This is a genomic window from Actinoplanes sp. NPDC051346 (assembly GCF_040682215.1).
Taxonomy (GTDB): domain Bacteria; phylum Actinomycetota; class Actinomycetes; order Mycobacteriales; family Micromonosporaceae; genus Actinoplanes.
The window spans coordinates 280,972-305,120 of the sequence record NZ_JBFBAJ010000008.1; the positions used below are offsets into that span (position 1 = coordinate 280,972).

Annotated in this window: 19 protein-coding genes and 2 pseudogenes; all 21 read left to right on the forward strand. The window is 72.3% G+C overall.

The window, feature by feature from the left end; translation table 11 throughout:
- Positions 1 to 2: 2 nt before the first annotated feature.
- Positions 3 to 509 (forward strand): annotated as a pseudogene (locus AB0M36_RS21740) (hypothetical protein); the annotation flags it as partial.
- Positions 510 to 696: 187 nt separating this feature from the next.
- Positions 697 to 3,171: a penicillin-binding transpeptidase domain-containing protein gene (locus tag AB0M36_RS21745; protein ID WP_364160173.1), complete on the forward strand. Its 2,475-nt coding sequence runs from the start codon at positions 697 to 699 to the stop codon at positions 3,169 to 3,171.
- A 55-nt stretch (positions 3,172 to 3,226) separates the two neighbouring features.
- Complete coding sequence (locus tag AB0M36_RS21750) at positions 3,227 to 4,741, forward strand: UDP-N-acetylmuramoyl-L-alanyl-D-glutamate--2,6-diaminopimelate ligase (protein ID WP_364160175.1); 1,515 nt, start codon at positions 3,227 to 3,229, stop codon at positions 4,739 to 4,741.
- Positions 4,742 to 4,784: 43 nt separating this feature from the next.
- The gene (mraY, locus tag AB0M36_RS21755; RefSeq protein WP_364160177.1) at positions 4,785 to 5,882 is read left to right on the forward strand and encodes a phospho-N-acetylmuramoyl-pentapeptide-transferase; all 1,098 of its coding nucleotides are present in this window, start codon (positions 4,785 to 4,787) and stop codon (positions 5,880 to 5,882) included.
- A 64-nt stretch (positions 5,883 to 5,946) separates the two neighbouring features.
- The gene (locus tag AB0M36_RS21760) at positions 5,947 to 7,380 is read left to right on the forward strand and encodes a putative peptidoglycan glycosyltransferase FtsW (protein ID WP_364160179.1); all 1,434 of its coding nucleotides are present in this window, start codon (positions 5,947 to 5,949) and stop codon (positions 7,378 to 7,380) included.
- The gene (murG, locus tag AB0M36_RS21765; RefSeq protein WP_364160181.1) at positions 7,380 to 8,489 is read left to right on the forward strand and encodes an undecaprenyldiphospho-muramoylpentapeptide beta-N-acetylglucosaminyltransferase; all 1,110 of its coding nucleotides are present in this window, start codon (positions 7,380 to 7,382) and stop codon (positions 8,487 to 8,489) included. Before AB0M36_RS21760 ends, murG begins: the two co-directional genes overlap by 1 nt.
- Before the next feature lie 28 nt (positions 8,490 to 8,517).
- Positions 8,518 to 9,936 carry a UDP-N-acetylmuramate--L-alanine ligase gene (murC, locus tag AB0M36_RS21770; RefSeq protein WP_364160183.1) on the forward strand — a complete coding sequence of 473 codons (1,419 nt, stop codon included), beginning with the start codon at positions 8,518 to 8,520 and terminating at the stop codon, positions 9,934 to 9,936.
- Between the two features lie 57 nt (positions 9,937 to 9,993).
- Positions 9,994 to 10,761, forward strand: a complete 768-nt coding sequence (locus tag AB0M36_RS21775; RefSeq protein WP_364160185.1) for an FtsQ-type POTRA domain-containing protein — start codon at positions 9,994 to 9,996, stop codon at positions 10,759 to 10,761.
- Between the two features lie 281 nt (positions 10,762 to 11,042).
- Positions 11,043 to 12,185, forward strand: coding sequence for a cell division protein FtsZ (ftsZ, locus tag AB0M36_RS21780; RefSeq protein WP_364160187.1), 1,143 nt, complete (start codon positions 11,043 to 11,045; stop codon positions 12,183 to 12,185).
- A gap of 4 nt (positions 12,186 to 12,189) precedes the next feature.
- A complete protein-coding gene (locus AB0M36_RS21785; RefSeq protein ID WP_364160189.1) occupies positions 12,190 to 12,933 on the forward strand; it encodes a YggS family pyridoxal phosphate-dependent enzyme in 744 nt (247 codons plus the stop codon).
- Between the two features lie 226 nt (positions 12,934 to 13,159).
- Positions 13,160 to 13,867 carry a cell division protein SepF gene (gene sepF, locus AB0M36_RS21790; RefSeq protein ID WP_364160191.1) on the forward strand — a complete coding sequence of 236 codons (708 nt, stop codon included), beginning with the start codon at positions 13,160 to 13,162 and terminating at the stop codon, positions 13,865 to 13,867.
- A 24-nt stretch (positions 13,868 to 13,891) separates the two neighbouring features.
- Entirely contained in the window at positions 13,892 to 14,197 is a 306-nt protein-coding gene (locus tag AB0M36_RS21795; RefSeq protein ID WP_364160193.1) for a YggT family protein, read from the forward strand.
- Between the two features lie 58 nt (positions 14,198 to 14,255).
- Complete coding sequence (locus AB0M36_RS21800) at positions 14,256 to 15,077, forward strand: DivIVA domain-containing protein (RefSeq protein WP_364160195.1); 822 nt, start codon at positions 14,256 to 14,258, stop codon at positions 15,075 to 15,077.
- Between the two features lie 1,450 nt (positions 15,078 to 16,527).
- A pseudogene (locus AB0M36_RS21805) lies at positions 16,528 to 16,764 on the forward strand (hypothetical protein); the annotation flags it as partial.
- Positions 16,765 to 17,128: 364 nt separating this feature from the next.
- Complete coding sequence (locus AB0M36_RS21810) at positions 17,129 to 17,452, forward strand: DUF167 domain-containing protein (RefSeq protein WP_364160423.1); 324 nt, start codon at positions 17,129 to 17,131, stop codon at positions 17,450 to 17,452.
- Positions 17,449 to 18,957, forward strand: coding sequence for a potassium/proton antiporter (locus tag AB0M36_RS21815; protein ID WP_364160197.1), 1,509 nt, complete (start codon positions 17,449 to 17,451; stop codon positions 18,955 to 18,957). The genes AB0M36_RS21810 and AB0M36_RS21815 overlap by 4 nt, the downstream gene beginning before the upstream one ends.
- A 311-nt stretch (positions 18,958 to 19,268) precedes the next feature.
- Positions 19,269 to 19,670, forward strand: coding sequence for a TraR/DksA family transcriptional regulator (locus AB0M36_RS21820; protein ID WP_364160199.1), 402 nt, complete (start codon positions 19,269 to 19,271; stop codon positions 19,668 to 19,670).
- Between the two features lie 71 nt (positions 19,671 to 19,741).
- Entirely contained in the window at positions 19,742 to 20,287 is a 546-nt protein-coding gene (gene lspA / locus AB0M36_RS21825) for a signal peptidase II (RefSeq protein WP_364160201.1), read from the forward strand.
- Positions 20,284 to 21,210: an RluA family pseudouridine synthase gene (locus AB0M36_RS21830; protein ID WP_364160203.1), complete on the forward strand. Its 927-nt coding sequence runs from the start codon at positions 20,284 to 20,286 to the stop codon at positions 21,208 to 21,210. Before lspA ends, AB0M36_RS21830 begins: the two co-directional genes overlap by 4 nt.
- A 26-nt stretch (positions 21,211 to 21,236) precedes the next feature.
- Complete coding sequence (locus AB0M36_RS21835; RefSeq protein ID WP_364160205.1) at positions 21,237 to 22,262, forward strand: hypothetical protein; 1,026 nt, start codon at positions 21,237 to 21,239, stop codon at positions 22,260 to 22,262.
- A 187-nt stretch (positions 22,263 to 22,449) separates the two neighbouring features.
- Positions 22,450 to 24,111, forward strand: coding sequence for an AAA family ATPase (locus AB0M36_RS21840; RefSeq protein ID WP_364160207.1), 1,662 nt, complete (start codon positions 22,450 to 22,452; stop codon positions 24,109 to 24,111).
- Positions 24,112 to 24,149: the final 38 nt, after the last annotated feature.

The following is a 24,149-nucleotide window of genomic DNA, read 5'->3' on the forward strand; positions in this document are numbered from 1 at the left end:
GCATGACCACTGCGCCGCGGTCGGGGGGCCGGACCGCGGAGCGAGTGGACAAGGGCCGGCGCACGCCGGCCGACACGTTGGGAGCGACGCGGGGGGCGCGTCAGTTCCCGATCGAGGGGACCACCGCGCTGAAGCTCGACGCCGAGCAGCAGCGGGACACGGCCGCGCCGCCGCGCCTGCGGGTCGCGCCGCCGGCACCGATCAACGCGCCGCGGGCGCCGTTCATCGCGCTGGTGGTGGCGGTCGTCGTGGCCGGTGTGCTGGGCGTCTTGCTGATCAACACCAAGACGGCGGAGAACTCGTTCAAGCTCGACACGCTGGAGAAGCAGCAGGCCGATCTGAACGCGCGCCAGCAGGCGCTGGAGAACGAGATCGCGGCCAACAACATGCCGGGCAGCCTGGACGTGGCCGCGCGGCGGCTCGGCCTGGTCAAGGCCGATTCGCCGGCCTACATCCGGCTGCCGGACGGCAAGGTGTTCGGCGTGCCGAAGCCGGGCAGCGGGCCGAAGGCCGTGACCGCCCAGGACCCGGCCGCCAAGCCCGCGGAAAAGCCCGCGTCCACGGCGGGCAACAGCGCGTCCACCCAGGACGCCACCACCCGGGACGTGACGCCGGGTCAGGCTGTGCCGGGTCAGGCTGTGCCGGGTCAGGCTGTGCCGGGTCAGGGCACGCTTCCCGCAGCCGGGCGGTAGCGCGGTGACGCCGCCCTCCACGCTCCCGCCGCGCGGGGCCCGCGCCCCCCGGCGCGGCGCATCTTCTGAGGACCAGACTTCCGGCGAGGGCGAGCCGAGCCGCGGCTTCGGCGGCATCGGCGACGCGCGGGCCTACACCCCGCGCGGCCGGACCGTTCGCGAGGGCGACCAGCGCACGCGGTCGCCGCGGGCCGGCCGCAACAGCGAGGTGCGACCGGCGTTGCAGGTGCTCGACGGCGGGCGGCCGGCGCCGGAACGCCGCCGGGACGCCGAGGAGGACCTTCCGCCGCAGCGGCGTGGCCGCAACGACGGCGACGCGGAGACCACCCGTGGGCGTAACCGCCGTGGCACGGACGACGCGGGCTCCCGGCGGACCGGCCGGGGGCGGGACGCGGCACCTGGCGGGGAGACCGCCCGGGGCGGCAAGCAGTCGGCACGCGAACGCGAGACCGGCGACGGGGAGGCGGGCGGGCGCGACCGGTCGACCCGGACCGGCCGCACAGCGGACCGCGGGCGGGTTCAGGCGGGTCGCGGTGAGCCGACGCGCACGACCGCGGGTGCCGGCCGGGGTCGGCCGACCGCCAACCCGCGCCGGGTCTCCACCGGGCGCACGGAGGCGGGACGGGATCGCCGGACCCCCGGGCCACGGCGTGCGGGCGGGACCCGACCCGGCGCCGCCCCGCCGCGGATCGGCGACCGGCGCCCCAAGCCGGCCGTCCCGGCCGAGCCGCCGAGGCTGGCCAACAGCGCCAAGCGGTTGCGGCTGGGCACGGTGCTGGCAATGGCGCTGTTCGTGATGATCGGCGTACGGCTGGTCGTGTTGCAGGTCATGGACTCACCGGCCGCCGCGCAGAGCCTGCTGGAGCAGCGCAAGAACCGGCTGACCGAGGTCGTGCTGGCCGCACCGCGAGGCAGCATCCTGGACCGTTCCGGCGCCGTGCTGGCGCACAGCGTCGAGGCCCGGTACGTCTACGCCGACCCGGAGCTGGTCAAGGACCCGGTCCAGGCGGCGACGCAGCTCTCGCCGCTGCTCGGCGTGCCGAAGTCCGAGCTGGTGAGGCTCATGGCGAAGAAGAAGCGCCCCGGCGGCGGCGCGTCCCGCTTCGAGTTCCTGGCCCGTGGCGTCGACATCGCGGTCGCGGACAAGATCGAGAAGCTGAACCTGGCCGGCATCGGGTCCCGGCGCGACGAGCGTCGCGACGTGCCCGGCGCGGATCTGGCCGCGAACCTGATCGGCTTCACCGGCGAGGACCACACCGGACTGGAGGGCATCGAGGCCCGCTACGACGAGCTGCTGCGCGGCACCAACGGCCTCAAGGTGTACGAGACCGGGCGCGGCGACCTCGCCAAGGAGATCCCCGGCGGTTACCGCCGCGAGACGCCGGCCGCGCCGGGCTCGTCGCTCCAGCTCACCATCGACCGGGACCTGCAGTTCGAGGTGCAGCGCTACCTCAGCCAGCGGATGGAGAAGATCAACGCGACGGTTGCCGGTGCGGTGGTCCTGGACGTGCAGACCGGCGAGGTGCTGGCGCAGGCCAGCTACCCGCCCTACAACGCCCAGAAGCCGCGCGACTTCATGCCAAAGGAGCGCGAGGACGCGGTCTCCAGCGTGATCTCCGACCCGGGCTCGACGCACAAGGCGTTCACCATCGGCGCGGCCATGCAGGAAGGCCTCATCGACAAGAACTCCGACATCGTCGTCGGCAAGGGGATGCGGCTCGGCGGGAAGCTGTTCACCGACACGCATCCCTTCCCGAGCGGCACGAAGCTCAGCATTCCGCAGGTCCTGGCGTACTCGTCGAATGTGGGCTCGATCCGCATCGGCCAGAAGCTGGGCAAGGAGAAGCTGTACGAGTACCAGCAGAAGTTCGGTCTGGGCCGGCCCACCAACGAGGGCATGCCCGGCGAGGCGTCCGGCCGGTTGCTGCACCCGGACGAGTGGAGCGGCTCGGCCTGGGGCTCGGTGCCGATCGGGCACAGCGTCGACGCGACCCTGCTGCAGATGGCCGCCGGCTACGGCGCGATCGCCAACGACGGCGTATATATCCAGCCGCACCTGATCAAGGCCACCATCTCCGGACGCGACGGTACGGTCACGCCCGCCGCGCCGCCGGAGACGCACCGGGTGCTCGACGCCCAGGTGGCCCGCGACCTGCGCGAGATGATGGAGGCGGTCGTCGACTCCAAGGGCGCCACCGGCACAGCGGCCAAGGTCGAGGGCTACCGGGTCTCCGGCAAGACCGGCACGGGCAGCCTGCTGGTCGACGGCCAGTACACCAACCACAACGCGGGATCGTTCATCGGCATGGCGCCGGCCGAGAAGCCGCGTTTCGTCGTCGGCGTCTTCGCCGACGTCCCGAACGGCACCGGCGGCGTCATCGCCGCGCCGGCCTTCAGCAAGATGATGGGATCGGCGCTGCTGCACTACCGCGTCCCCCCGTCGGGCACGAAGCCGCCGACGTTCCGGTGGAAGGAGTGAGCCACGCGGATGGGGTTCGTCGCCGGATCCGCCTGAGCGGGTAGGGTCTGACGCCGTGTCCGGCATTCCCCGTCCCCAGACCGCCAGGTCGTTCCGGCTGGCCGACCTCGCGGCGCTGGTCGACGCGGAGTTCGCCGGCGCGGACGCCACGGTCACCGGCGTCACGCACGCCAGCGGCGAGGTCTGTCCCGGCGATCTGTACGCCGCGCTGCCCGGCACCCGCCGGCATGGCGCCGAGTTCGCCACGGCCGCGGCCGCCGCGGGTGCCACCGCCGTGCTGACCGACCCGGCCGGCCGCGACACCGCGGCCGCCGCCGGGCTGCCCGTCCTGACGGTGTCCGATCCCCGCGCGGTGCTGGGCACGACGGCCTCAGCGATCTACGGCGACCCGTCCGCGAAGCTGACCGTCATCGGGCTGACCGGCACGGCGGGCAAGACCAGCACCGCCTACCTGGCCGACGCGGGCCTGCGCGCCGCCGGGCTGACCACCGCCCTGATCGGCACGGTCGAGACCCGCCTCGGCGACCTGGCGGTGAAGAGCGCCCGGACCACTCCGGAGGCCACCGACCTGCACGCCATGCTCGCCGTCGCGGTGGAGCGCGGGGTCACCGCGGTGGTGATGGAGGTGTCCAGCCACGCGCTCGTGATGGGCCGCGTCGGTGGCGTCCGCTTCACCGTCGGCGGGTACACCAACTTCGGCCAGGACCACCTCGACTTCCACGCCAGCGCGGAGGAGTACTTCGCGGCCAAGGCGAAGCTCTTCGACGGCCGCTGCCGCTTCGAGGTGCTCAACGCCGACGACCCGGCGCTGCGACCGCTCGTCAAGCCGCACACCATCGGGTACTCGGCGTCCGGAGACCCGGCGGCCACCTGGTTCGCCACGGACATCCGCGGTGACGCCGCCGGCCAGCGCTTCACCGCGCACGGCCCCGACGGAGAAGTGCCGGCCGGGGTGGCGCTGCCCGGGCGGCACAACGTCGCCAACGCGCTGCTCGCGCTCGCCTCGCTGGTCGCGGCCGGCATCGCACCGCGGATCGCCGCACACGGCATCGCGGCCTGCCCCGGTGTGCCGGGCCGCCTCGAGCGGGTCCACTCCCCGGGCGATGTGACCGGCATCGTCGACTACGCCCACAAACCGGATGCGATCGTGGCCGCGCTGACCGCGCTGCGGGACGTCGCCTCCGCCCGCGGCGGCTCCCTGGTCTGTGTCGTCGGCGCCGGCGGCGACCGCGACACGGGCAAGCGCCCGCTGATGGGCGCGGCCGCGGCGCGTGGCGCGGACGTCGTCGTGGTCACGGACGACAATCCCCGCACCGAGGATCCGGCCGCCGTACGCGCCGCGGTCAGGCGGGGTGCGGAGCAGGCCGGGGCGAATGCAAAGATCATCGAAGTGGCGGGCCGTCGGGCCGCCATCGACGAGGCGGTACGGCTAGCCGGTCCCGGCGACGTCGTTGCCGTACTAGGCAAGGGACACGAACGAGGCCAGGAGGTGAACGGCGCGGTGCTGCCGTTCGACGATCGGATCGAGCTCGCCGCCGCGCTGGCCGGGCGTAGGGGTGGTGCTTCTTGAACCGCATGACGCGGGACGGGATCGCCGCCGAGGAGGTAGGCCCGTGAGGGCAGTCATCGTCGCGGCCGCGGTCGCGTTCATCATCTCGCTGTTCGGCACCCCGGTCGCCATCCGCGTGTTCACCGCGCTCAAGGCCGGCCAGCCGATCCGCTCGGTCGGCCCGGCCAGCCATCAGGGCAAGAAGGGCACGCCCACGATGGGCGGTGTCGCGTTCATCGTCGCGACGGTGCTCGCGTACGTGGCCGGGCACGCCGCCCTGGCCACACTGCCCGAGGCGCAGATCGCCCAGGTGCCGCCGACGATGACGGCGCTGGTGCTGCTGGGCCTGTTCGTCTTCTGCGGGGCGGTCGGCTTCCTGGACGACTTCCTCAAGGTGCGCAAGCGGCACTCCGGCGGGCTCAGCGCCAAGGGCAAGCTGCTGGGGCAACTGCTGGTCGGCGGCGGACTCGGCGTCGTGGCGCTCTTCTGGAAGAGCACCAACGGGCAGACCGTGGCGAGCGAGCACATCTCGTTCATCCGCGACATCAGCTTCCTCGACGTCGGCAAGGTCGGCTCGGTGCTGGTGTTCGTCTTCGTCATCATGTCGATGTCGAACGGCGTGAACCTGACCGACGGCCTCGACGGCCTGGCCACCGGCGCGTCGATCCTGGTGCTCGGGGCGTACACGCTGATCGGGTTCTGGCAGTATCGCCACTGGTGTGGTGACACCGCGTACACGGGTCGCTACTGCTACGAGGTGCGTGACCCGCTGGAGGTGGCTCTGATCGCGGCCGCGGCGGCGGGCGCCTGCGTCGGGTTCCTCTGGTGGAACACCTCTCCGGCGCGGATCTTCATGGGTGACACGGGCGCCCTGGGCCTGGGCGGTCTCATCGGCGGCCTGGCCATCGCGACCCGGACCACGCTGCTGTCGATCATCATCGGCGGCCTGTTCGTCATCATCACGATGTCGGTCGTGATCCAGATCATCTCGTTCAAGACCACCGGCAAGCGCGTCTTCCGGATGTCGCCGCTGCAGCACCACTTCGAGCTGGCGGGCTGGAGCGAGGTCAACATCGTGGTCCGGTTCTGGATCGTCGCCGGCATCTGCGTCGCGATCGGGCTGGGCCTGTTCTACAGCGACTTCCTGCGCGTCATGGGATAGATCTCCCGCGACACGCCACGGCGGTAGCCTCGGCGTGGCGTGTCGCGCCACCATGATGGTGGGCATGGGGGAGGACAAGCCAGAGGCCCGGACCACGGTCACCGTGTCGCCGGCCGCGACCGTGCAGCCCGCGTCGCCGCCGGCCCGACCGAAGACGCTCAGCCAGCAGTTGCTGCCCGCGGTGCACGGGCTGCTCGCACGGCCCCTGTCCTCGTACTACCTGCTGATCGCCAGCTCCGTGCTGCTGCTGGTGATCGGCCTGACCATGGTGTTCTCCGCGACCAGCGTCATGGCGTACGCGGAAAAGGGCAGTGCCTTCGGCGCCATCCGCAACCAGCTGGTCTTCGCGGTGCTGGGCCTGGTGGGCTTCTGGGTCTGTCAGCGCCTGCCGGCGGGCACCCTGCGTTTCTTCGGGGTCTACGTCCTCGGCGCCGCGGTCGTGCTGCTCGGGGTCCTGGACCTGCTGATGGCCCTCAAGGCGGTGGGGATCCTCAAGGTGCCGTCGCTCGGCCCGCTGCGCGCGGAGCTGCTCTGGCTCTACATCGGGCCGGTCGGCATCCAGCCCTCCGAGCTCGCCAAGCTGGGCGTGGTGCTCTGGGGCGCCGACATCATCGCCCGCAAGGGCGCGTCGCTCGGGTACTGGCGCGAGCTGTCGATGCCGCTGTTCCCGGCGGTCGGCCTGCTGTTCGTCCTCGTCGGCTACAACGACCTGGGCACGATGCTGGTCGTGCTGGCGCTGATCATCGGCCTGCTCTGGGCGGCCGGGGTGCGCCTGCGGGTGTTCGCGGCGCTGGGCGTGCTGGGGCTCGCCGGCATCGGCCTGCTGGTCGCCGCCGCCTCCCGCGGCGCCGGCTCCGGCTCCGCGGGTGAGCCGAACTACCGGTTACTGCGGCTGACCACGTTCCTGAAGTCGCCGGAGGACTGCAACTTCGACCTTTGCTACCAGATCCTGCAGGGCCGCTCGGCCATCTACGAGGGTGGCTGGTTCGGCGTCGGGCTCGGCAAGGGCGCCCTGAAGTGGAACTGGCTGCCCGCGGCCGAGAACGACTTCATCTTCGCCGTGGTCGCCGAGGAGCTCGGCGTGGTCGGCTGCATGGTGATCGTGGCGCTGTTCGCGGTGCTCGCCTACACCGGCTTCCGGATCGCCCGCCGCGTCGACGACCCGTTCCGGCGGCTCGCCGCGACGGGCATCACCACCTGGCTCGTCGCCCAGGCGGTCATCAACATCGGCGGAGTGGTCGGCCTGCTGCCGATCACCGGCCTGCCGCTGCCGTTCATCTCCGCCGGTGGCAGCGCGCTGGTGGTGACGATGGCCGGCGTCGGCATCCTCGCCTCCTTCGCCCGCGCCGAGCCGGAGGCCGCCCGGGCCCTGCACGCCCGTCCGCCCGCCCGATGGGTGCGACTAGTGTGGGCTCCGCTGCCGCCGCTCCCCCCGCCGCGGCGGCCGGGTCCGTCGCGCCCAAGCGCCCGTAAGCCGGGGGGTGTGGGGAGACGGTGATGGGTGTGCTGCGGTCTGTCGTGCTCGCCGGGGGTGGCACCGGCGGCCACATCTATCCGCTGCTCGCCTTCGCCGACGCGCTGCGCCGTCACTTCCCCGAGGTGCGCATCACCACCCTGGGCAGCCCGAAGGGCATGGAGAACGACCTCATCCCGCCGGCCGGATACGACCTGCGGGTGATCCCGGCGTTCCAGTTGCCGCGCGCGATCAACCTCGACCTGCTGCGCACCCCGGACCGGATGTACAAGTCCGCGCAGGCCGCCGCGAAGATCCTGCGGGAGGTCCAGGCCGAGGTCGTGGTCGGCTTCGGCGGGTACGTGTCGGTGCCGGCATACCTGGCGGCCTGGCGTCGCGAGGTGCCGATCGTCATCCACGAGGTCAATGTCCCACCGGGCGTGGCCAACCGGATGGGGATGAAGTTCACCAAGAACGTCGCGGTGGGCTTCCCCAACCAGCCGAAGGCCGCCGAGTCGCTGCGGGACGCCCGGGTGGTCGGCGTGCCGCTGCGGACGGCCATCGCCCGGCTGGACCGCGCCGCGCTGCGCCCCGAGGCGCTCCGGCACTTCGGCCTGCGCCCCGACCTGCCGGTGCTCTTCGTCTCCGGCGGGTCCTCGGGCGCCCGCACGATCAACCTGGCGGTGGCCGGGGCGGCCAAGAAGCTCGCCCACGCCGGCATCCAGGTGCTGCACGTGCAGGGCGGGCGCAACGACCCGTTCGAGGTACCCAGCGACCTGCCGGTGCCGTACGTCGTGGTGCCGTACCTGTCGGACATGCAGCTCGGTTACGCGGCCGCCGACCTGATGCTCTGCCGTGGCGGGGCGATCACGGTCGCCGAGACCACGGCGATCGGCGTGCCCGCCGTCTACGTGCCGTACCCGCACAGTAACCAGGAACAGAAGCGCAACGCTCTGCCGGTCGTTGAATCCGGTGGTGGGCTGCTCGTCGACAACGCCGAGCTGACTCCGGAGTGGATTGAGCGTACGGTCATCCCGCTGGCCCGCGACCCGCAGCGGCTTGCCACCATGGGCCGGGCGGCGGGGGCCTACGGCCGCCGCGACGGCGACGAGGCGTTGCTGGACTTCGTATGTGAGGCGGTCGCCCGCCGATGAACGATCTCGGATACAGGAGAGTGACCGCGTGAACACGGCGGAGCTGAAGCCGGCCGGCGGGTTGACCGCCGAGGACCTGGGCACCGTTCACCTCATCGGCATCGGAGGCGTCGGGATGGGCGGGCTCGCCCGCCTGCTGCTGACCCGGGGCATCCCGGTCTCCGGCAGTGAGCTGCGCGAATGGCCCGCCCTCGCGGCCCTGCGCGCGCTCGGCGGCACGGTGCACATGGCTCACGAGCCGGCCAACCTCGACGGCGTCGACACCGTCGTCTACTCCACCGCGATCCCGCAGGACCACGTGGAGATCGTCGAGGCGCGCCGGCGCGGCCTGCGGTTGCTGCACCGCTCCGAGGCGCTCGCGGCGGCGATGACCGGCCGGCGCACGATCGCCGTCGCCGGCACGCACGGCAAGACCACCACGACGTCGATCATGACCGTGATCCTCCAGCACGCCGGCGAGGACCCGTCGTTCGTCATCGGCGGCGAGATCTCCTCGGCCGGATCGAACGGCCACCACGGCACCGGCCCGTACTTCGTGGCCGAGGCGGACGAGAGCGACAGGTCGTTCCTGATCTACCGGCCGCACGTCTCGATCGTCACCAACATCGAGGGCGATCACCTCAACAACTGGGGCGACCTCGACGGGCTCAAGGCGGGGTTCCTGGAGTTCGCCGAGCTCTCCGACCCCGACGGCTTCGTCGTCACCTGCGCCGACGACGAGGGCGTACAGGAACTCATCGCGGCGCTGCGCGCCAAGGGCCGGACCGTCTACACGTACGGGGAGAGCGAGGACGCCGACCTCCGGCTGACCAACGTGGTCTCCTCCGTGCAGGGCGTGCGCTACCAGGCGACCCTCGACGGCAAGCCGCTCGGCGAGATCGCCCTCGCGCTGCCCGGCCGGCACATGGGCCTCAACAGCGCCGCCGCGGTGCTGACCGCCCTGCGGCTCGAGATTCCGCTGCGGAAGGTCACCGAGGCGCTCGAGTCCTTCCCCGGCGTGCGCCGGCGCTTCGAGCGCAAGGGCATGGCCGCGGGCGTACGGGTCTACGACGAGTACGCCTACCACCCGACCTCGGTCAAGGCGGCGCTGCGCACCCTGCGCGAGGTCGCCGGTGACGGGCGGCTCGTGGTGGTGTTCCAGCCGTACCGGGTCTATCGCACCCGCGACCTGCAGGCCGAGCTGGCCGAGGGGCTGGCGATCGCCGACGAGGTCGTCGTCATGGAGGTCTTCGGCCCGGGCGAGACCCGCGGCCCGGGCGAGGGCGGCGTCGCGTTGACGGCCGCGATCGACCTGCCGGCGGAGCGCAAGGTGTTCGTGCGGTCCTGGGAGGACGTGCCGGCCGAGGTGGTGCGGCGCAGTCGGCCCGGCGACGTGGTGGTGACCATGGGTGCTCCGCCGATCTCCCTGATGGGCGACGAACTGCTGGCCGCGCTGGCGGAGAGCTGATCCGACTTTTCGACGAGCTGCCGGCGGGCGGCCGGGCGACGGACACCGGGGGGTGCGATGAGCGACGGCGGCGGGCGCAACTGGCGGTTGGTGCGGGCGGACACTGACGCCGTGCCGCCGTCGGTGCGGCGGTTCATGGCACGCGCCCGGCAGCGCCGGCTGCGCGCGGCGCTGCCCTGGGCGGTCGGCCTCGGCGTGCTGGTCACCGTGGGCGCGCTGGTCTGGACCGTGTACGGCACGTCGGTGCTGGGCGTCCGCGAGGTCCGGATCGTCGGCACCGACACGCTGACCCCGTCGCAGGTCGAGGAGGCGGCCGCGGTTCGCATGAGCGAGCCGCTCGCCCGGGTCGACCTCGACGGGATCCGGGACCGGGTGCAGGCGCTGCCGGCCGTCGAGCGGGCGATCGTCACGCGCGGCTGGCCCGCCACGGTCGAGGTGCAGGTCGTGGAGCGTACGCCCGTGGCCGCCGTACCCGTGGGCAAGCAGTTCGCCCTCATCGATGTCGAGGGGGTCGCGTTCCGGACGGTCGCGAAGCGGCCGGGGGGACTGCCGGTCGCCAAGCTCGCCGCGCCGGGGCCGGCCGACATCAACACCCGGTCCGCGCTGGTGGTGCTCTCGTCGCTCACCGCCGAGCTGCGCGAGCAGCTCGTGTCGATCTCGGTGCCGGCGCCGGCGCAGGTCAGCCTCGGGTTGCGCAAGGACAGGACAATCATCTGGGGCGACGACACCGAGAGCGAGAAGAAGGCTCAGGTGGCGACCGCGTTGCTGGAGCGCAAGGGCGACACGATCGACGTGAGCGCGCCGACGGTGGTCACGATCCGGTAATCGGACAAGACACGCCAAACGGCTTATTACGTCGAAGGTTACGGCTGAGTCGGATACTCGCCTCATCAGCGGACGCCGACACGCCGCGTTGGTCCTTGGATCGGGCGACACGTCCGCTTACGTTGCCCCGAGAGGTTCAGTAGTTGACATAACACTAAGCCTCTAGTAGAGGGTGAGGGTTTCCTCGCCCTCCCTTGTACGGAGCGGACGTCGATGGCGGTTCTTGGCCGGACCGCTGGGGCCTCGACGTCCGCCAACCCTGGAAGGGAAGGCTGAGCCCGATGACACCTCCGCACAACTATCTTGCGGTCATCAAGGTCGTCGGCATCGGTGGCGGTGGCGTGAATGCCGTGAACCGCATGATCGAGGTAGGGCTCAAGGGAGTCGAATTTATCGCGATCAACACCGATGCCCAGGCGCTGCTGATGTCCGATGCCGACGTCAAGCTCGACGTCGGCCGCGAACTGACCCGCGGTCTCGGCGCCGGTGCGCAGCCCGAGGTCGGCAAGAACGCCGCCGAGGACCACCGCGATGAGATCGAAGAGGTTCTCAAGGGCGCCGACATGGTCTTCGTGACCTGCGGCGAGGGCGGCGGCACGGGTACGGGTGGGGCACCCGTGGTCGCGAACATCGCCCGCAAGCTCGGCGCGCTGACCATCGGCGTGGTGACCCGGCCGTTCTCGTTCGAGGGCAAGCGCCGCCAGGTCCAGGCCGAGTCCGGCATCGACGAGCTGCGCAACCAGTGCGACACGCTGATCGTGATCCCGAACGACCGGCTGCTGGCGCTCGGCGACCGCGGCATCAGCATGATGGACGCGTTCCGCCAGGCAGACCAGGTGCTGCTCTCCGGCGTGCAGGGCATCACCGACCTGATCACCACGCCGGGTCTGATCAACCTGGACTTCGCCGACGTCAAGAGCGTCATGAGCGGCGCGGGCAGCGCGCTCATGGGCATCGGCAGCGCCCGCGGGGACAACCGCGCGGTCGAAGCCGCCGAGAAGGCCATCTCCAGCCCGCTGCTCGAGCAGAGCATGGACGGCGCGCGCGGCGTGCTGCTCTCCATCGCCGGCGGCTCGGACCTCGGCCTCTTCGAGATCAACGACGCGGCGCAGCTGGTCACCGACGCGGCCCACCCGGACGCCAACATCATCTTCGGCGCGGTCATCGACGACGCGCTCGGCGACGAGGTGCGGGTCACCGTGATCGCCGCCGGCTTCGACGGGGGCACCCCGTCGTACAAGCCGTCGGAGCCGGCCCGCAAGGTGGTGCAGCAGCCGACGGCGCCGCCCGCGGTGACGCCCAGCGTCCCCGCGCCGGTCAGCCCGGCGGTGGTGACCCCGCCGGCCGCGGCGACCACGCCGCCGCCGCGGCGGGTGCTCTTCGACGACGTCGACGTGCCGGACTTCCTGAAGAACGGCTCCTGACGGCTTGCCGGAACAGGCACGCAGGGACGAGCTGGCCGCCTCGCTCGTCGAGGTGCGCGAGCGGATCGCGCGTGCCTGCACGGCGGCGGGACGTGACCCGGGCGACGTAGCCCTGGTCGCCGTCACCAAGACGTACCCGGCCGCGGACGTCGTGCTGCTGGCCGGGCTCGGCGTCACCGACGTCGGGGAGAACAAGGACCAGGAAGCCGCGGCGAAGGCGGCCGGGGTCGCCGAGGCGGGCGCCTCGGTGCGGTGGCACTTCGTCGGGCAGTTGCAACGCAACAAGGCCAACTCGGTGGTGCGCTACGCCGACGTGGTGGAGTCGGTCGACTCGCTGCGGCTGGCGTCCGCTCTGGACGCCGCCGCCGGCAGGCATCGGGACCGGCCGCTCGACGTGCTGATCCAGGTGAGTATCGACGGCGATCCGGAGCGCGGCGGGGCGATCGATCCGGTCACGGGTGGGTCGTCGGTCGAGCCGGGGCGGGAGCTGTGGCGGATCGCCGACTACGTGGCGTCCGCCGAGACGCTGCGGCTGCGGGGACTGATGGCGGTGGCGCCACGGGAGTGGGAACCGGCGCGGGCGTTCGAGGCGCTGGCCGCGACCGCCGCCCGGTTGCGGGCCGACCATCCGGACGCGACGGTGCTGTCGGCGGGCATGAGCGGCGATCTCGAGAAGGCCGTCCGGCACGGAGCGACACATGTGCGGATCGGCACTTCTTTACTCGGGATGCGAAACACGCTGCGGTAGCCTTGCGGCGGGCAGCAAACTACATACGTGTTGTTTACGCGCGACGTGCTCAGAGCCGCCGCGCCCGACGACGCAGCGTCGTTAGCGGGCGCCGGGGTCCGAAGGTTTGAAGATCACGGAATCCGTGCAAGGGGGGAAGCGGCACGCCCGGGGGAGTGGGCCGCACACGGATGGAGGTGGGGGGCATGGACGAGCGGTTCGGCGCCGAGCAGGGTCTGGTGATGGCATGAGCGCGCTGCGCAAGGCCGGCGTGTGGCTAGGCCTGGTCGAGGAGGACGACCAGTACGACGACCGTGGGTACCGCGAAGGCGGCTACCGCGAGCGGGAGCGTGACCGCGACCGTGACCGCGAGCGGGAGCGTGACTCCGGTTACCGCTACGCCGACGAGTACGCCGACGACGAGGACGACGTCGACGACGCGCCGTCGCTGCCACGGGCGCGCGCGTCCGAGCGGGGCAGCGGCCGGCTGGAGCGGGCCGCGGCGGCACTCGACCGCGAGGAGCACGAGCGCGCCGAGCGGGGCAGTGTGCGCTCGATCACCCGCCCGTCCGCGCCGGTGAGCGAGCCGTCCGGTGCGCTCGGCTACTCCACGCGCGACAACCTGGCGCTCGCGCCGCAGACGCAGGTGCACCAGCGGCCGGCCGAGGAGGAGCAGCGTTACCAGATCACGACGCTGCACCCGACCACGTACCGTGAGGCCCGCACGATCGGCGAGCACTTCCGCGACGGTGTACCGGTGATCATCAATCTCACCGAGATGGATGAGGGGGACGCCCGCCGTCTGGTGGACTTCGCCGCCGGGCTCGCGTTCGGCCTTCGCGGTACGATCGAGCGAGTGACCAACAGGGTTTTTCTGCTCTCTCCGGCCAACGTCCAGGTCACCGCGGAAGACAAGGCCAAGATCGCTGAGGGCGGTTTCTTCACCCAGAGTTGACCCCTAACGAGGGACCTGCCTGCCGTGCTACCGATCGTGCTGCAGATCATCTATCTGTTGGTCTATGTGTTCTTGCTAACCCTGCTGGCCCGGTTCGTGCTGGGTGCGGTGCTGCAGTATGGGCGCCGATGGCAGCCGGGAAGAGGGGCGTCGGCCGCATTGGAATCGGTGTGGAGCGTCACTGATCCACCCCTCAAGGCGTTGAGGCGTGTGATCCCACCGCTTCGAATTGGTACCGTGAGCTTGGACCTGGCGTCCCTGGTCCTGCTGGTTATCCTGTTCGTGCTTTTGAGATTCGTGTTAGCGAAGCTGATCTTCGCGTACGCCTGACCGCGGACGCTCTGATCGGCTGCGCCCCACGCGGCCGCAACTGACCCGAGGAGTTTCGATGCCGCTGACCCCGGCGGACGTGCACAACGTCGCCTTCAAGAAGCCCCCGATCGGCAAGCGGGGGTATGACGAGGAGGAGGTTGACGCCTTCCTGGACGAGGTCGAGCGTGAGCTCGCCCGTCTGATCGAGGAGAACAACGAGCTGCGTGCCCAGGTGGAGCGCGGTGGACGGGGTGGCGCACCGGCCGGCCCGAGCGCCGACCCGCGCCTGGCGGCCGAGCTCAACGACATGAAGGCGCAGCTGGACCGAGTCCAGCGCGACAAGACTGCGGCCGAGCAGGCAGCCCGGCAGATGCAGGCCGAGCTCGAGCAGGTCCGCGCGCAGGGCCCGGTCGGCGCCGGCCCGTCGGCGTCCGGCAGCGGCGACGGCGAGCAGCAGGCGCTGCGCGTCCTGATGATGGCCCAGCGCACCGCCGACGACCACGTGTCGGACGCGCGTCGCGAGGCCGACAAGCTTCTCTCCGACGCCCGCTCCAAGGCGGAGGAGGTCACCCGCGAGGCCCGCGCCAAGGCGGACGCCCTCGAGCGGGACGCGCGCCAGCGTCACCAGGAGGCCATGGGCGGCCTGGACGCGAAGCGTTCCGCCTTGCAGAAGCACATCGAGGAGCTCAAGCAGTTCGAGCGGGAGTACCGCACGCGACTGAAGGCGTACCTCGAGAGCCAGCTGCGCGACCTCGACGGCCGTGGCCAGGGCCTGGAGGCGGAGATGACCCGCGCCGACGCCAACCGCGCCGTCGGCGGTTCGGGTGGTCTCGCCGCAGCGGGCCTCGCCGGCTCGTACGGCGGCAGCCGCGCCACCTCGATCGAGACGGGCCGCTGACCCCCAGCGTCACCCCTGAACGACGTATCCACTGCGGCGGGGATGAGCCATGATCGTTGCGAGTCTGCTGCTCATCCTCGTCGCTGTGGTTCTGCTCGTCCTCGGCCTGGCCGGTGGCTCGAGCACTCTGCTGATCAGTTCCATCGTCGCCAGCCTGCTGGCCGCGGTGGCCCTGGTCATCGGCGCCCGGCAGGCCACGGCCAGCCGTCGCGCCGTCGGCGACCCCCTCCCCGCCGACCACGACGACCCCCCGTCCGCGTCCACGTCAACCACCGCGTCCGCCACCACATCCGCTGCTCGTCGTGAGCCCGCGGCTCGTGCGGACTCGGCCGCGTCCGCGGAGTCCGATCGCGCGTTCCGCGCGGAACCCGACCTTTACGCCGAGACCGGTGAGCCCGGGCTTCATTCGGAGACGGCTCTCTATGGTGAGCCCGGTCTCTATGCGGAGTCGGGCGATCATGCGGAATCGCCGCTCCACGCTGACGCTTCGTCCGTCGGCGCTTCGTCTGCGGGTGCTTCGTCCGTCGGCGCTTCGTCCGTGGGCGCTTCGTCTGCGGGTGCTTCGTCCGTCGGCGCTTCGTCCGTCGGCGCTTCTTTCGGGGGCGCCTCGTCCGTTGCTGGCGATTCCGCCGGGCTGGGCCGGTCCGGCGGTGTCGGATCCTCGTCCGGAGTGCGCACTCCGTCGGCGCCGGGCACTTCGGACGCCGAGGACGCGGAGCTGTCCCCGGGCCGTCCTCGAAACGACCACCACCCGGACGGCGTTCTCGCCTCCGACGACGAACCGAACCGGGCCGCCGCCTATGCCGCGGGTCAGCGCGACACCGAGGCGGTCCTCGCGGACCGGTCCCGGACGGCGGCTGGCCGCCCGGGTCCCGACGTGACCCAACGCCTCGAGCGGGGCGACGAGGTATCGAACGGCTTCGACAACGGCACGGACCGCGTCCCGCACTCGGGCACGGACGCGGACCGCGCCGCCACCGGCCGCCGTTCCTCCGATGTGACGATCACCGGCGATTACGACCAGGCGTCGTCGGTGATCGGCGGAGCCCGCGCGGAGGACGACGAATCATGGCGTCGCGCCGAGGCCGCCTCCTCCACCCGCGACTCCCTCGCCGCGGAATCCTCCGAACCCGGCGGTGCGTCGCTGTTCGGCTCGACCGAGCCTCCGGCGTCCTGGTCCGGTCCCGGTGAGCGGGTGGAGCCGTCCTGGTCCGGAGCGGAGGAGTCGCGATCTGCCTCGGGGTCGTCCTGGTCCGCGGCGGAGGAGTCGCGATCTGCCTCGGGGGCGTCCTGGTCCGCGGCGGAGGAGTCGCGATCTGCCTCGGGGGCGTCCGTCCCACGGGAGGACGGTCCACTGCTCGGCGGCACGCCGTACTCCGCCGGTGCGGAGACCGCGGGCCGGTCGGGCGGGGCGACGGGCGAGTTCGGCGACCCCGACCCCGACGACCCCGACGACGAGCCGCTCCCGCAGAAGGTCCGCCCCGCCGACGCGGTCCGGGTGGCGCGGCTCGACGCCGAAGTGATGGTCGTGGACGGACGGCCTCGCTACCACGTGGCGGTCTGCCCGCACCTGAGCGGCAGGCAGACCGAGGGGCTGCCGGTCGCGGAGGCGGTCGAGCTGGGCTTCAGCCCGTGCGGCCAGTGCCGGCCGGTCGATCGCCTGGTCGCGGCGGCTCTGCGCCACTGAGCCGCCCGGCTTCGCCTCTGCGCCACTGAGCCGCCCGGCTTCGCCTCTGCGCCACTGACCCGCCCGGCTTCGCGCCGGGCGGGTGGTCGGCCGTGCGGTGGCCGGCGTCGTGGGTGTGCGGGCGGTTGATGCCAGCGGGTCCGGTAACGGTGTGTTGTCGAGCGACCCCGCTTCGGTGTCGTCGTGAAGATCGGCACAATGGGGCATGGCCAAGCGGCGCGTGTCGTCCACCGAGCCCGGCGACCGGTCCCGCACCGCGCCGGCGCCCGGGGCCACGCCCACGCCCGGAGCCGGGCGTGTGGCCCGGGGCGGGCGTGTCGCTGGGGACGGGACCGGGCGTGTGGCCGGGGGCGGGACCGCGCCCGTGGCCGGGGCCGCGCCGACGGGCGGGGATGATCAGGGGGCGGGGGACCGGTCCGTCGCGGTGCGGGTGCGGCCCGGCGCTGGTCGGAACCGGGTGGGTGGCCGCTACGACGGGCCGCGCGGGCCCGCGCTGATCGTTGCCGTGTCGGCCCCGGCGGTGGACGGCAAGGCCACCGAGGCTGTCCGGCGGGCGCTGGCCGAGGCGCTGGGGGTGCGGCCCGCTGCCGTGGCACTGCGGGTCGGCGCTACCAGCAGGGACAAGGTTTTCACGGTCACCGGTGACGTCGGGCGGCGGCTCGTGGAGTTGCGCGACGGGGCCGCATGAGCGGCGGGCTGGATTTCGCGCTGCTCATCGGGGCCGCCGTGCTGCTCGTCGCGGTTGCCGCCGTGCGGCTGTCGACCCGCATGGGGGTGCCCAGCCTCCTGGTCTACCTGCTCATCGGGATGGCTCTCGGCGAGGCGGGGATCGGGATCCGGTTCGATGACGCGGAGCTCACCCGTACCCTCGGCTTCTGCGCTCTGATCATGATCATCGCCGAGGGTGGGCTGACCGCGCGCTGGAGCACCCTGCGTCCGGTGTTGGGTCTGTCCGCGGTCCTGGCCACGCTCGGGGTGGCCGTCAGTATCGCGGTCGTCGGCGCTGTCGTGCACTGGGTGCTCGGGCTCGACTGGCGCCTCGCGTTGCTCTATGGCGCCGTGTTGTCGTCGACGGACGCCGCGGCGGTGTTCGCGACCCTGCGGCGGCTGCGGCTGCCGCCTCGGCTGGTCGCGACCCTCGAGGCCGAGTCGGGCATGAACGACGCTCCCGTCGTGCTGCTCGTGGTGCTGCTGTCCACCGCCGGGTTCGCCCATCCGTGGTGGTACGAGCTGCTGGCTCTCACCTTCGAACTGACCGTCGGTGCGGCCATCGGGGTCACCGTCGGACTGGTGGGGCGGTGGCTGCTGCGGCACGCCGCGTTGCCGTCCGCGGGCCTCTATCCGATCGCGGCGGTGGGTCTGACCGTGCTGGCGTACGCGGCCGGTGCGGTGGCCCACGCCTCGGGTTTCCTCGCGGTCTACGCGGCCGGTGTCGTTCTGGGCAACGCCCGGCTGCCGCACCGTCGGTCGATTCTCGGGTTCGCCGACGGTCTTGCCTGGATCGCGCAGATCGGGCTTTTCGTCCTGCTCGGACTGCTGGTCTCTCCGCACGAACTGCCCGCCGCGCTGGTGCCGGCGCTGGTCGTCGGGACCGTGCTGGTGCTGCTCGCGCGGCCGCTGTCGGTCGCCATCTCCGCCGTCGCGACCCGCAGCACCCGGCGGCTCGGCTGGCGCGGTCAGGCGTTCCTTTCCTGGGCCGGTCTGCGCGGCGCGGTGCCGATCGTGCTCGCGACCATCCCGCTCTCCAGCGCAACCCCCGGCGCGGACGGGCTCTTCAACGCCGTGTTCCTGCTAGTGATCATCTTCACTCTGGTGCAGGCCGGCACGCTCGCTCCGGCCGCGCGCCGGCTCGGCGTCACGGCGCCGGCCGAGGCGGTGGAGATCCACGTCGAGACGGCGCCGTTGGAACGGATGCGCGCCGACCTGCTCCAGATCGACGTGGCGCCCGGGTCGCGGCTCGCGGGGGTGCACATCGACGAGCTCAGGTTGCCGGTGGGCGCGAGCGTCACGCTGGTCGTCCGCGGCGGCGCCGGCTTCGTGCCGGGACCGGACACCCGGTTGCGTACGGGGGACAGCCTGCTGATCGTCACGACGGCGGAGGTGCGGGACACCGCCGAGCGCCGGCTGCGCGCGGTCAGCCGGCGGGGACGGCTGGCCCGCTGGTTCGGCGAGGACGGGGCCGACCACGCGTGAGGCGGCGGCGGGGCGGCGTCGGGAATCTGACCGTGTGGAATGGGTGGTTCCTCAGCATTTGGCGGGAGTCCGGGTCGGTGCGCCGTGTTGTCGCTGGTCTTCACGTTCCGTATCCTTGCGAGCCTCCGGAGTGCGCGGCGGAAACGGCCGCGCTTTTCGTGCACGTGGGGGCCGTGCACCGGGTCGCGCGGGGGCGTGACCCGTCGCGCGGGGGCGTGACCCGACGACACGCAGGGGCGGTGGGCGACCGCATCCCTGCATCACCGACACCGCCGATTTCGCCGCGTCCTGCGCGGCTCAGGGGAGCGACGATGGCCAAGGCAACCGAGAAGGCTGCGCCCGAGCGGTCCCGCAGTGCGGCGGAGACCGAGAAGATCCGTGTCGCGCTCGTGGAGCGCCGCGACGAGCTGCAGGCCGAGTACGACCAGTCGCTGACCGAGATCACCGAGCTGCAGCGGGAACGGCTCGCCGACTCCGCCGGGGACGACCAGGCGGACACCGGCACGAAGACGTTCGAGCGCGAGCAGGAGATCACTCTCGCCAACAACCTGCTCGAGCGCATCACACAGGTGGAGCGTGCCCTCGAGCGGCTCGGCGAGGGCAACTACGGTTGGTGCGAGCGGTGCGGCAACGCCATCCCGGTCGAGCGGCTGGCGGCGTTCCCGGTCGCGACCCGGTGTGTGTCCTGCAAGCAGCTGGAGGAACGACGCTGAACGCCGACAAGTCAGCCGGCGACCACGCCCCCGAGGTGGATGGTCCCGGCCGGGAGCCGGGTTCGTCCGGGATGCGGGGCAGGGCCGTGGTCGTCCTCGGCGTCACCGCGCTGCTCGGCGTGCTGCTCGACCAGGGCACCAAGGCGCTCTCGACCCACGGGCTGACCGAGGGCGAGCCGGTTCGGATTCTCGGTGGCCTGGTCCACCTGTCCCTGCTGCGCAACAGCGGCGCGGCCTTCAGCCTGGGCAGCGGGTACACCTGGGTGTTCCCGCTGGTCACGCTCGTCGTGATCGGCTGGATCGGGTGGATGGCGCTGCGGCTGCGCTCGGTGCCGTGGGCGGTGGCGCTCGGCCTCGTGCTCGGCGGCGCGCTGGGCAACCTCGGCGACCGGCTGTTTCGGGCCCCCGGGGTGTTCCAGGGGCACGTCGTCGACATGATCAGCCTCTTCGGGCCGTACGGTGAGCATTTCGCGGTGTTCAATATCGCCGACAGCTGCCTGAGCGTCGGGGTGGCGCTCGCCGTCCTGCTCGAACTGACCGGCCGCCAGCGTGACGGCACCCGGTTGACGAAGGGTGCGACCGCGAGCGACGAGTCGGGGGAGAAAACCACAGCATGACCGCCCGTTCTTTGCCCGTACCCGATGGCCTGGACGGCATGCGTCTCGACCAGGCCGTCTCCCGGCTGTTCGGGCTGTCCCGGACGGCCGCCGCCACGCTGGTCGAAGCCGGCGACGCCCTGGTCGACGGCATTCCCCGGCCCAAGTCCGACAAGGTCAGCGCGGGCGCGTGGCTCGAGGTCACCCTGCCCGCTCCGGTCACCGCGCCGGTGGTCGTGGCCGAGCCGGTGCACGGCATGGGAATCGTCTACAGCGACGACGACATCGTCGTGGTCGACAAGCCGGTCGGGGTGGCGGCGCATCCGAGCCCGGGCTGGACCGGCCCGACCGTGATCGGCGGGCTGGCCGCGATGGGTCAGAACGTGGCCACGAGCGGCGCGGCGGAACGCCAGGGCGTCGTGCACCGCCTGGACGTCGGCACCACCGGGCTCATGGTCGTGGCGAAGAGCGAGACCGCCTACAGCGTGCTCAAGCGTGCCTTCAAGGAGCGCGAGGTCGACAAGCGCTACCACGCGATCGTGCAGGGCCACCTCGACCCGCTGCGCGGCACCGTCGACGCGCCGATCGACCGGCATCCGACCGCCGACTACAAGTACGCGGTCATGTCCGGCGGCAAGCCCAGCGTCACCCACTACGACACGCTCGAGGCGTTCCGCTCCGCGAGCCTGATCGACGTGAAGCTGGAGACCGGGCGTACCCATCAGATCCGGGTGCACTTCTCCGCCATGCGGCATCCCTGCGTGGGCGACCTCACATATGGCGCCGATCCGACCCTCGCCGCGCGCCTGCGGCTGGGCCGTCAGTGGCTGCATGCCCGCGAACTGGGTTTCGTCCACCCCCGAACGCACGAAGAGGTTCGGTTCGTCAGCGACTACCCTGACGATCTGGGGTACGCGCTGGACGTGCTCCGCGACGCGACCTGACAACCTCCTGACGGAGGAGGAACGCCATGAGGCCCGGGGACCGGATGATGCCGGCGGCGGCGCGCAGCCTGCCTCCGGCCGTCGCCGGGCCGGTGCGGCTGCGGATGCTGACCGGCCTGGCCCTGGTGACGGCCGTCGCCCTACTGGTCGCGGTCGTGGCGCGGACCGACCACGGTCCGGATCACGCGGTGGCACCGGACGGCGATGTCGTGCGGGTCGGCGTGGTCGAGGGCCAGTCGGTCTCGGGCTATCTGCGCTCCAGCGACCGTGAGCTCGCGACCCTGCTCCCGGCCTCGGGCGCGCCGACGGCCGGGCAGACGTGGGCGCTGGTCAGCCTGACCTCCTACTTCGGTCCGGACAAACTGACCGGCGCGCTGGACGGCGCGACGGTCGCTCAGGTGTACGCGCGGGTGCCGCTGCCGGACGTCCGGACCCAGGTGGTGAAGATTCCGGTCTACCTGATGCCGCAGGACGTCGTCGCCGGGATGCTCAACGCCGCCCTGGCCCGCGACCAGGAGCAGGCCGACTACCTCAAGCTGGCCGGCGAGTTGACCGGCGACGGCGTGGACGAGCTTCGGCTGCGGCGGGCGTACGACAGCGCGGCACAGACCGCCGCCCAGGAGGCCGCCGCCTTCCGCGCGCGCTGCGCCTGCGTCTTCGCCGCGGTCGTCCGGGCCGATCCGGTGGTCCTGTCGCGGATCGCCGCGCACAGCGAGGTCAGGGTCGTGGACCCGGCGCCGGAGGTGCGCCAGCTCGACCGCACCGAGTTCCGTCCGGTGCTGCCGGAGCAGACGGCGACCGTGCCCGATGACGAAGAGTCGCCCGGCTCGTCGCGGACCGCGACGGTTGCCCCGGCCGCCTCCGCGCCACTACCCTCATCGACCGGAGCGGGTGTGACCTCGGCCTCACCCGCCGGCCCTGTCCGGGAGACCGGATCCGCTGCCACGGCGTCGGAGGAGAGCGCAGCCGTGCCCCCAGCCCCGTCCGCACATCCGGGTCTCGACGTGCCGTCCTCGGCCGCGAGAGCATCCCGGAGCGCGCCCGGGCGTTAATTTTTCCGTCGGCGTCGACCGGGACGCCCCCCTGAGCCGTATGAACCGGTGGACGCACCTGGCCGGCAGCTCGCGCATTTGCGACTGTCAGGTGTGGCCCGAATGGGGTTGGCGTCCGTAGCCTGTTGCAGGAGCGGGGACGCCCGCCGAGGACACCGAGATCGAGTAGGCGCTGGGAGGACGAGCCGTGGACGGGACCGAGACCGGCTGGGGCCGGCCTGCGGAACCAGCCCCGCGATGGCGGGCGCTGCTCGACCGTGCCCGGCACGCCTCCCGCACGGGCGACGAGGCCGAGGAGGCCGAGGCCACCGAGGGCCGCCGCCCGACGAGCGGGCCGCCGCTGCCGAGCCGTCAGCCCGGCCGGCCGTTCAATCCGCTGGACCCGCGCATGCGCGAGCACGCCGCACGCGACGCCGCTCCGAACGGCTACGCCCCGGCGGAACCGCCCCGGCGGCCGCCGATCAACCCGCTCGACCGGCGTCCCGGCCGAGCCTCCCTGGGCGAACGCCTCGGCGCCACCGAGCCCCTTCCTCCGCCGGCCGATCCGCGCATTGCCGATCCACGCCTGGCCGATCCGCGCCAGGCCGATCCACGCCTCGCCGACCCACGCGCGGCCGACCCGCGCCTGGGCGATCCGCGTCAGGCTGATCCGCGTTTGGGCGATCCGCGTCAGGCTGATCCGCGTCCGGCGCATTCTCTGGAAGCGCGCCGGCAGTCGCGCATCAGCGAGGGTTTCCACGCTCGGCCCGAGGCCGAGCCGCACAGCTACTTCAACCCGGCCACCCGGGCCGTGCCCCCGTCGATCGGGCGGGTCGTGCCGGAACACGGCATGCCGCAAGGCCGGGGCGCCGCCCCGATCGGCTCGGCGTCGGTGCTGCGCCCGCCGGTGGCCCCGCCGCAGGCCGCCGCCCCGCCGCTGACCGCCCCGCCGCTGACCGCCCCGCCGCAGGATTCGCCGCCGGCCGTCGTTGCACCGCCCGCCGCTCCGGCGCCGGTCTCGCCGGCGCCCGCGCGCATCGAGTGGCGCCAGACCCGCCCGGAGCCCGAGGACCGCGCGGCCGGGGTGCTGCGGCGCAAGCTGGGCAAGCCGCGGGTGCTGGCCTTCGCCAACCCCAAGGGCGGCGTGCACAAGACCACGGCCACCGTGCTGGCCGCGGCGACCATCGGCAGCGTCCGCGGCCGTGGGGTGCTGGCCTGGGACGACAACGAGCTGCGCGGCACGCTCGGCCTGCGCGCCGGCAGCGCCCGGCACGCGCGGACGATCCGGCACCTGGTCGGCGATCTGATCGAGATCGAGAACATGCACGGCAACGACCTGATGCACTTCTTCGACGGCTACCTGCGGCACGCCTCCGACGGCTCCTACGACGTGCTCGCCGGTGAGGAGAATCCGCGCTTCGCGCAGCGGCTCGACCAGAGCACCGTACGGCGGGTGATGGACCTGTTACGGCGTACCCATGATGTGATCTGTGTGGACACCGGCAACAACGTCGAGAGCGTCAACTGGCAGACCGTCATGCGCAGCGCCGACCAGCTCGTCGTCACCACCGTGCCGCGCGAGGACGCCGCGTTCACCGCCGACTGGATGCTGGACGTGCTCAACGAGACCGGCATGGAGGATCTCGTCGCCAACGCGGTGACGCTGATCTCCTGCCCGTCACCCGGCAACCTGCCGCTCCTCGACGATCTCGCCAAGCACTTCGCCACCCGGACCCGCGAGGTGGCCGTCGTGCCCTACGACCCGGCGCTCGAGGTGGGCTCCTCCATCGAGTACGCCGTGCTGCAACCCGAGACGAAGCAGGCCTGGCTGCGCGCCGCCGCTGTGATGATCGAGCCATTCGCCGAATAGCCGGGTGTCACCGGTGCCGCCGTCGCGGTGCGAAGGAC

Bases quoted from the DNA above. Each gene is read 5' to 3' on its own strand.
- AB0M36_RS21760 (WP_364160179.1), top strand. From the start codon at position 5,947: ATGGGGGAGGACAAGCCAGAGGCCCGGACCACGGTCACCGTGTCGCCG.
- murG (WP_364160181.1), top strand. From the start codon at position 7,380: ATGGGTGTGCTGCGGTCTGTCGTGCTCGCCGGGGGTGGCACCGGCGGC.
- AB0M36_RS21775 (WP_364160185.1), top strand. From the start codon at position 9,994: ATGAGCGACGGCGGCGGGCGCAACTGGCGGTTGGTGCGGGCGGACACT.
- ftsZ (WP_364160187.1), top strand. From the start codon at position 11,043: ATGACACCTCCGCACAACTATCTTGCGGTCATCAAGGTCGTCGGCATC.
- sepF (WP_364160191.1), top strand. From the start codon at position 13,160: ATGAGCGCGCTGCGCAAGGCCGGCGTGTGGCTAGGCCTGGTCGAGGAG.
- AB0M36_RS21800 (WP_364160195.1), top strand. From the start codon at position 14,256: ATGCCGCTGACCCCGGCGGACGTGCACAACGTCGCCTTCAAGAAGCCC.
- AB0M36_RS21815 (WP_364160197.1), top strand. From the start codon at position 17,449: ATGAGCGGCGGGCTGGATTTCGCGCTGCTCATCGGGGCCGCCGTGCTG.
- AB0M36_RS21820 (WP_364160199.1), top strand. From the start codon at position 19,269: ATGGCCAAGGCAACCGAGAAGGCTGCGCCCGAGCGGTCCCGCAGTGCG.
- lspA (WP_364160201.1), top strand. From the start codon at position 19,742: ATGCGGGGCAGGGCCGTGGTCGTCCTCGGCGTCACCGCGCTGCTCGGC.
- AB0M36_RS21830 (WP_364160203.1), top strand. From the start codon at position 20,284: ATGACCGCCCGTTCTTTGCCCGTACCCGATGGCCTGGACGGCATGCGT.
- AB0M36_RS21835 (WP_364160205.1), top strand. From the start codon at position 21,237: ATGAGGCCCGGGGACCGGATGATGCCGGCGGCGGCGCGCAGCCTGCCT.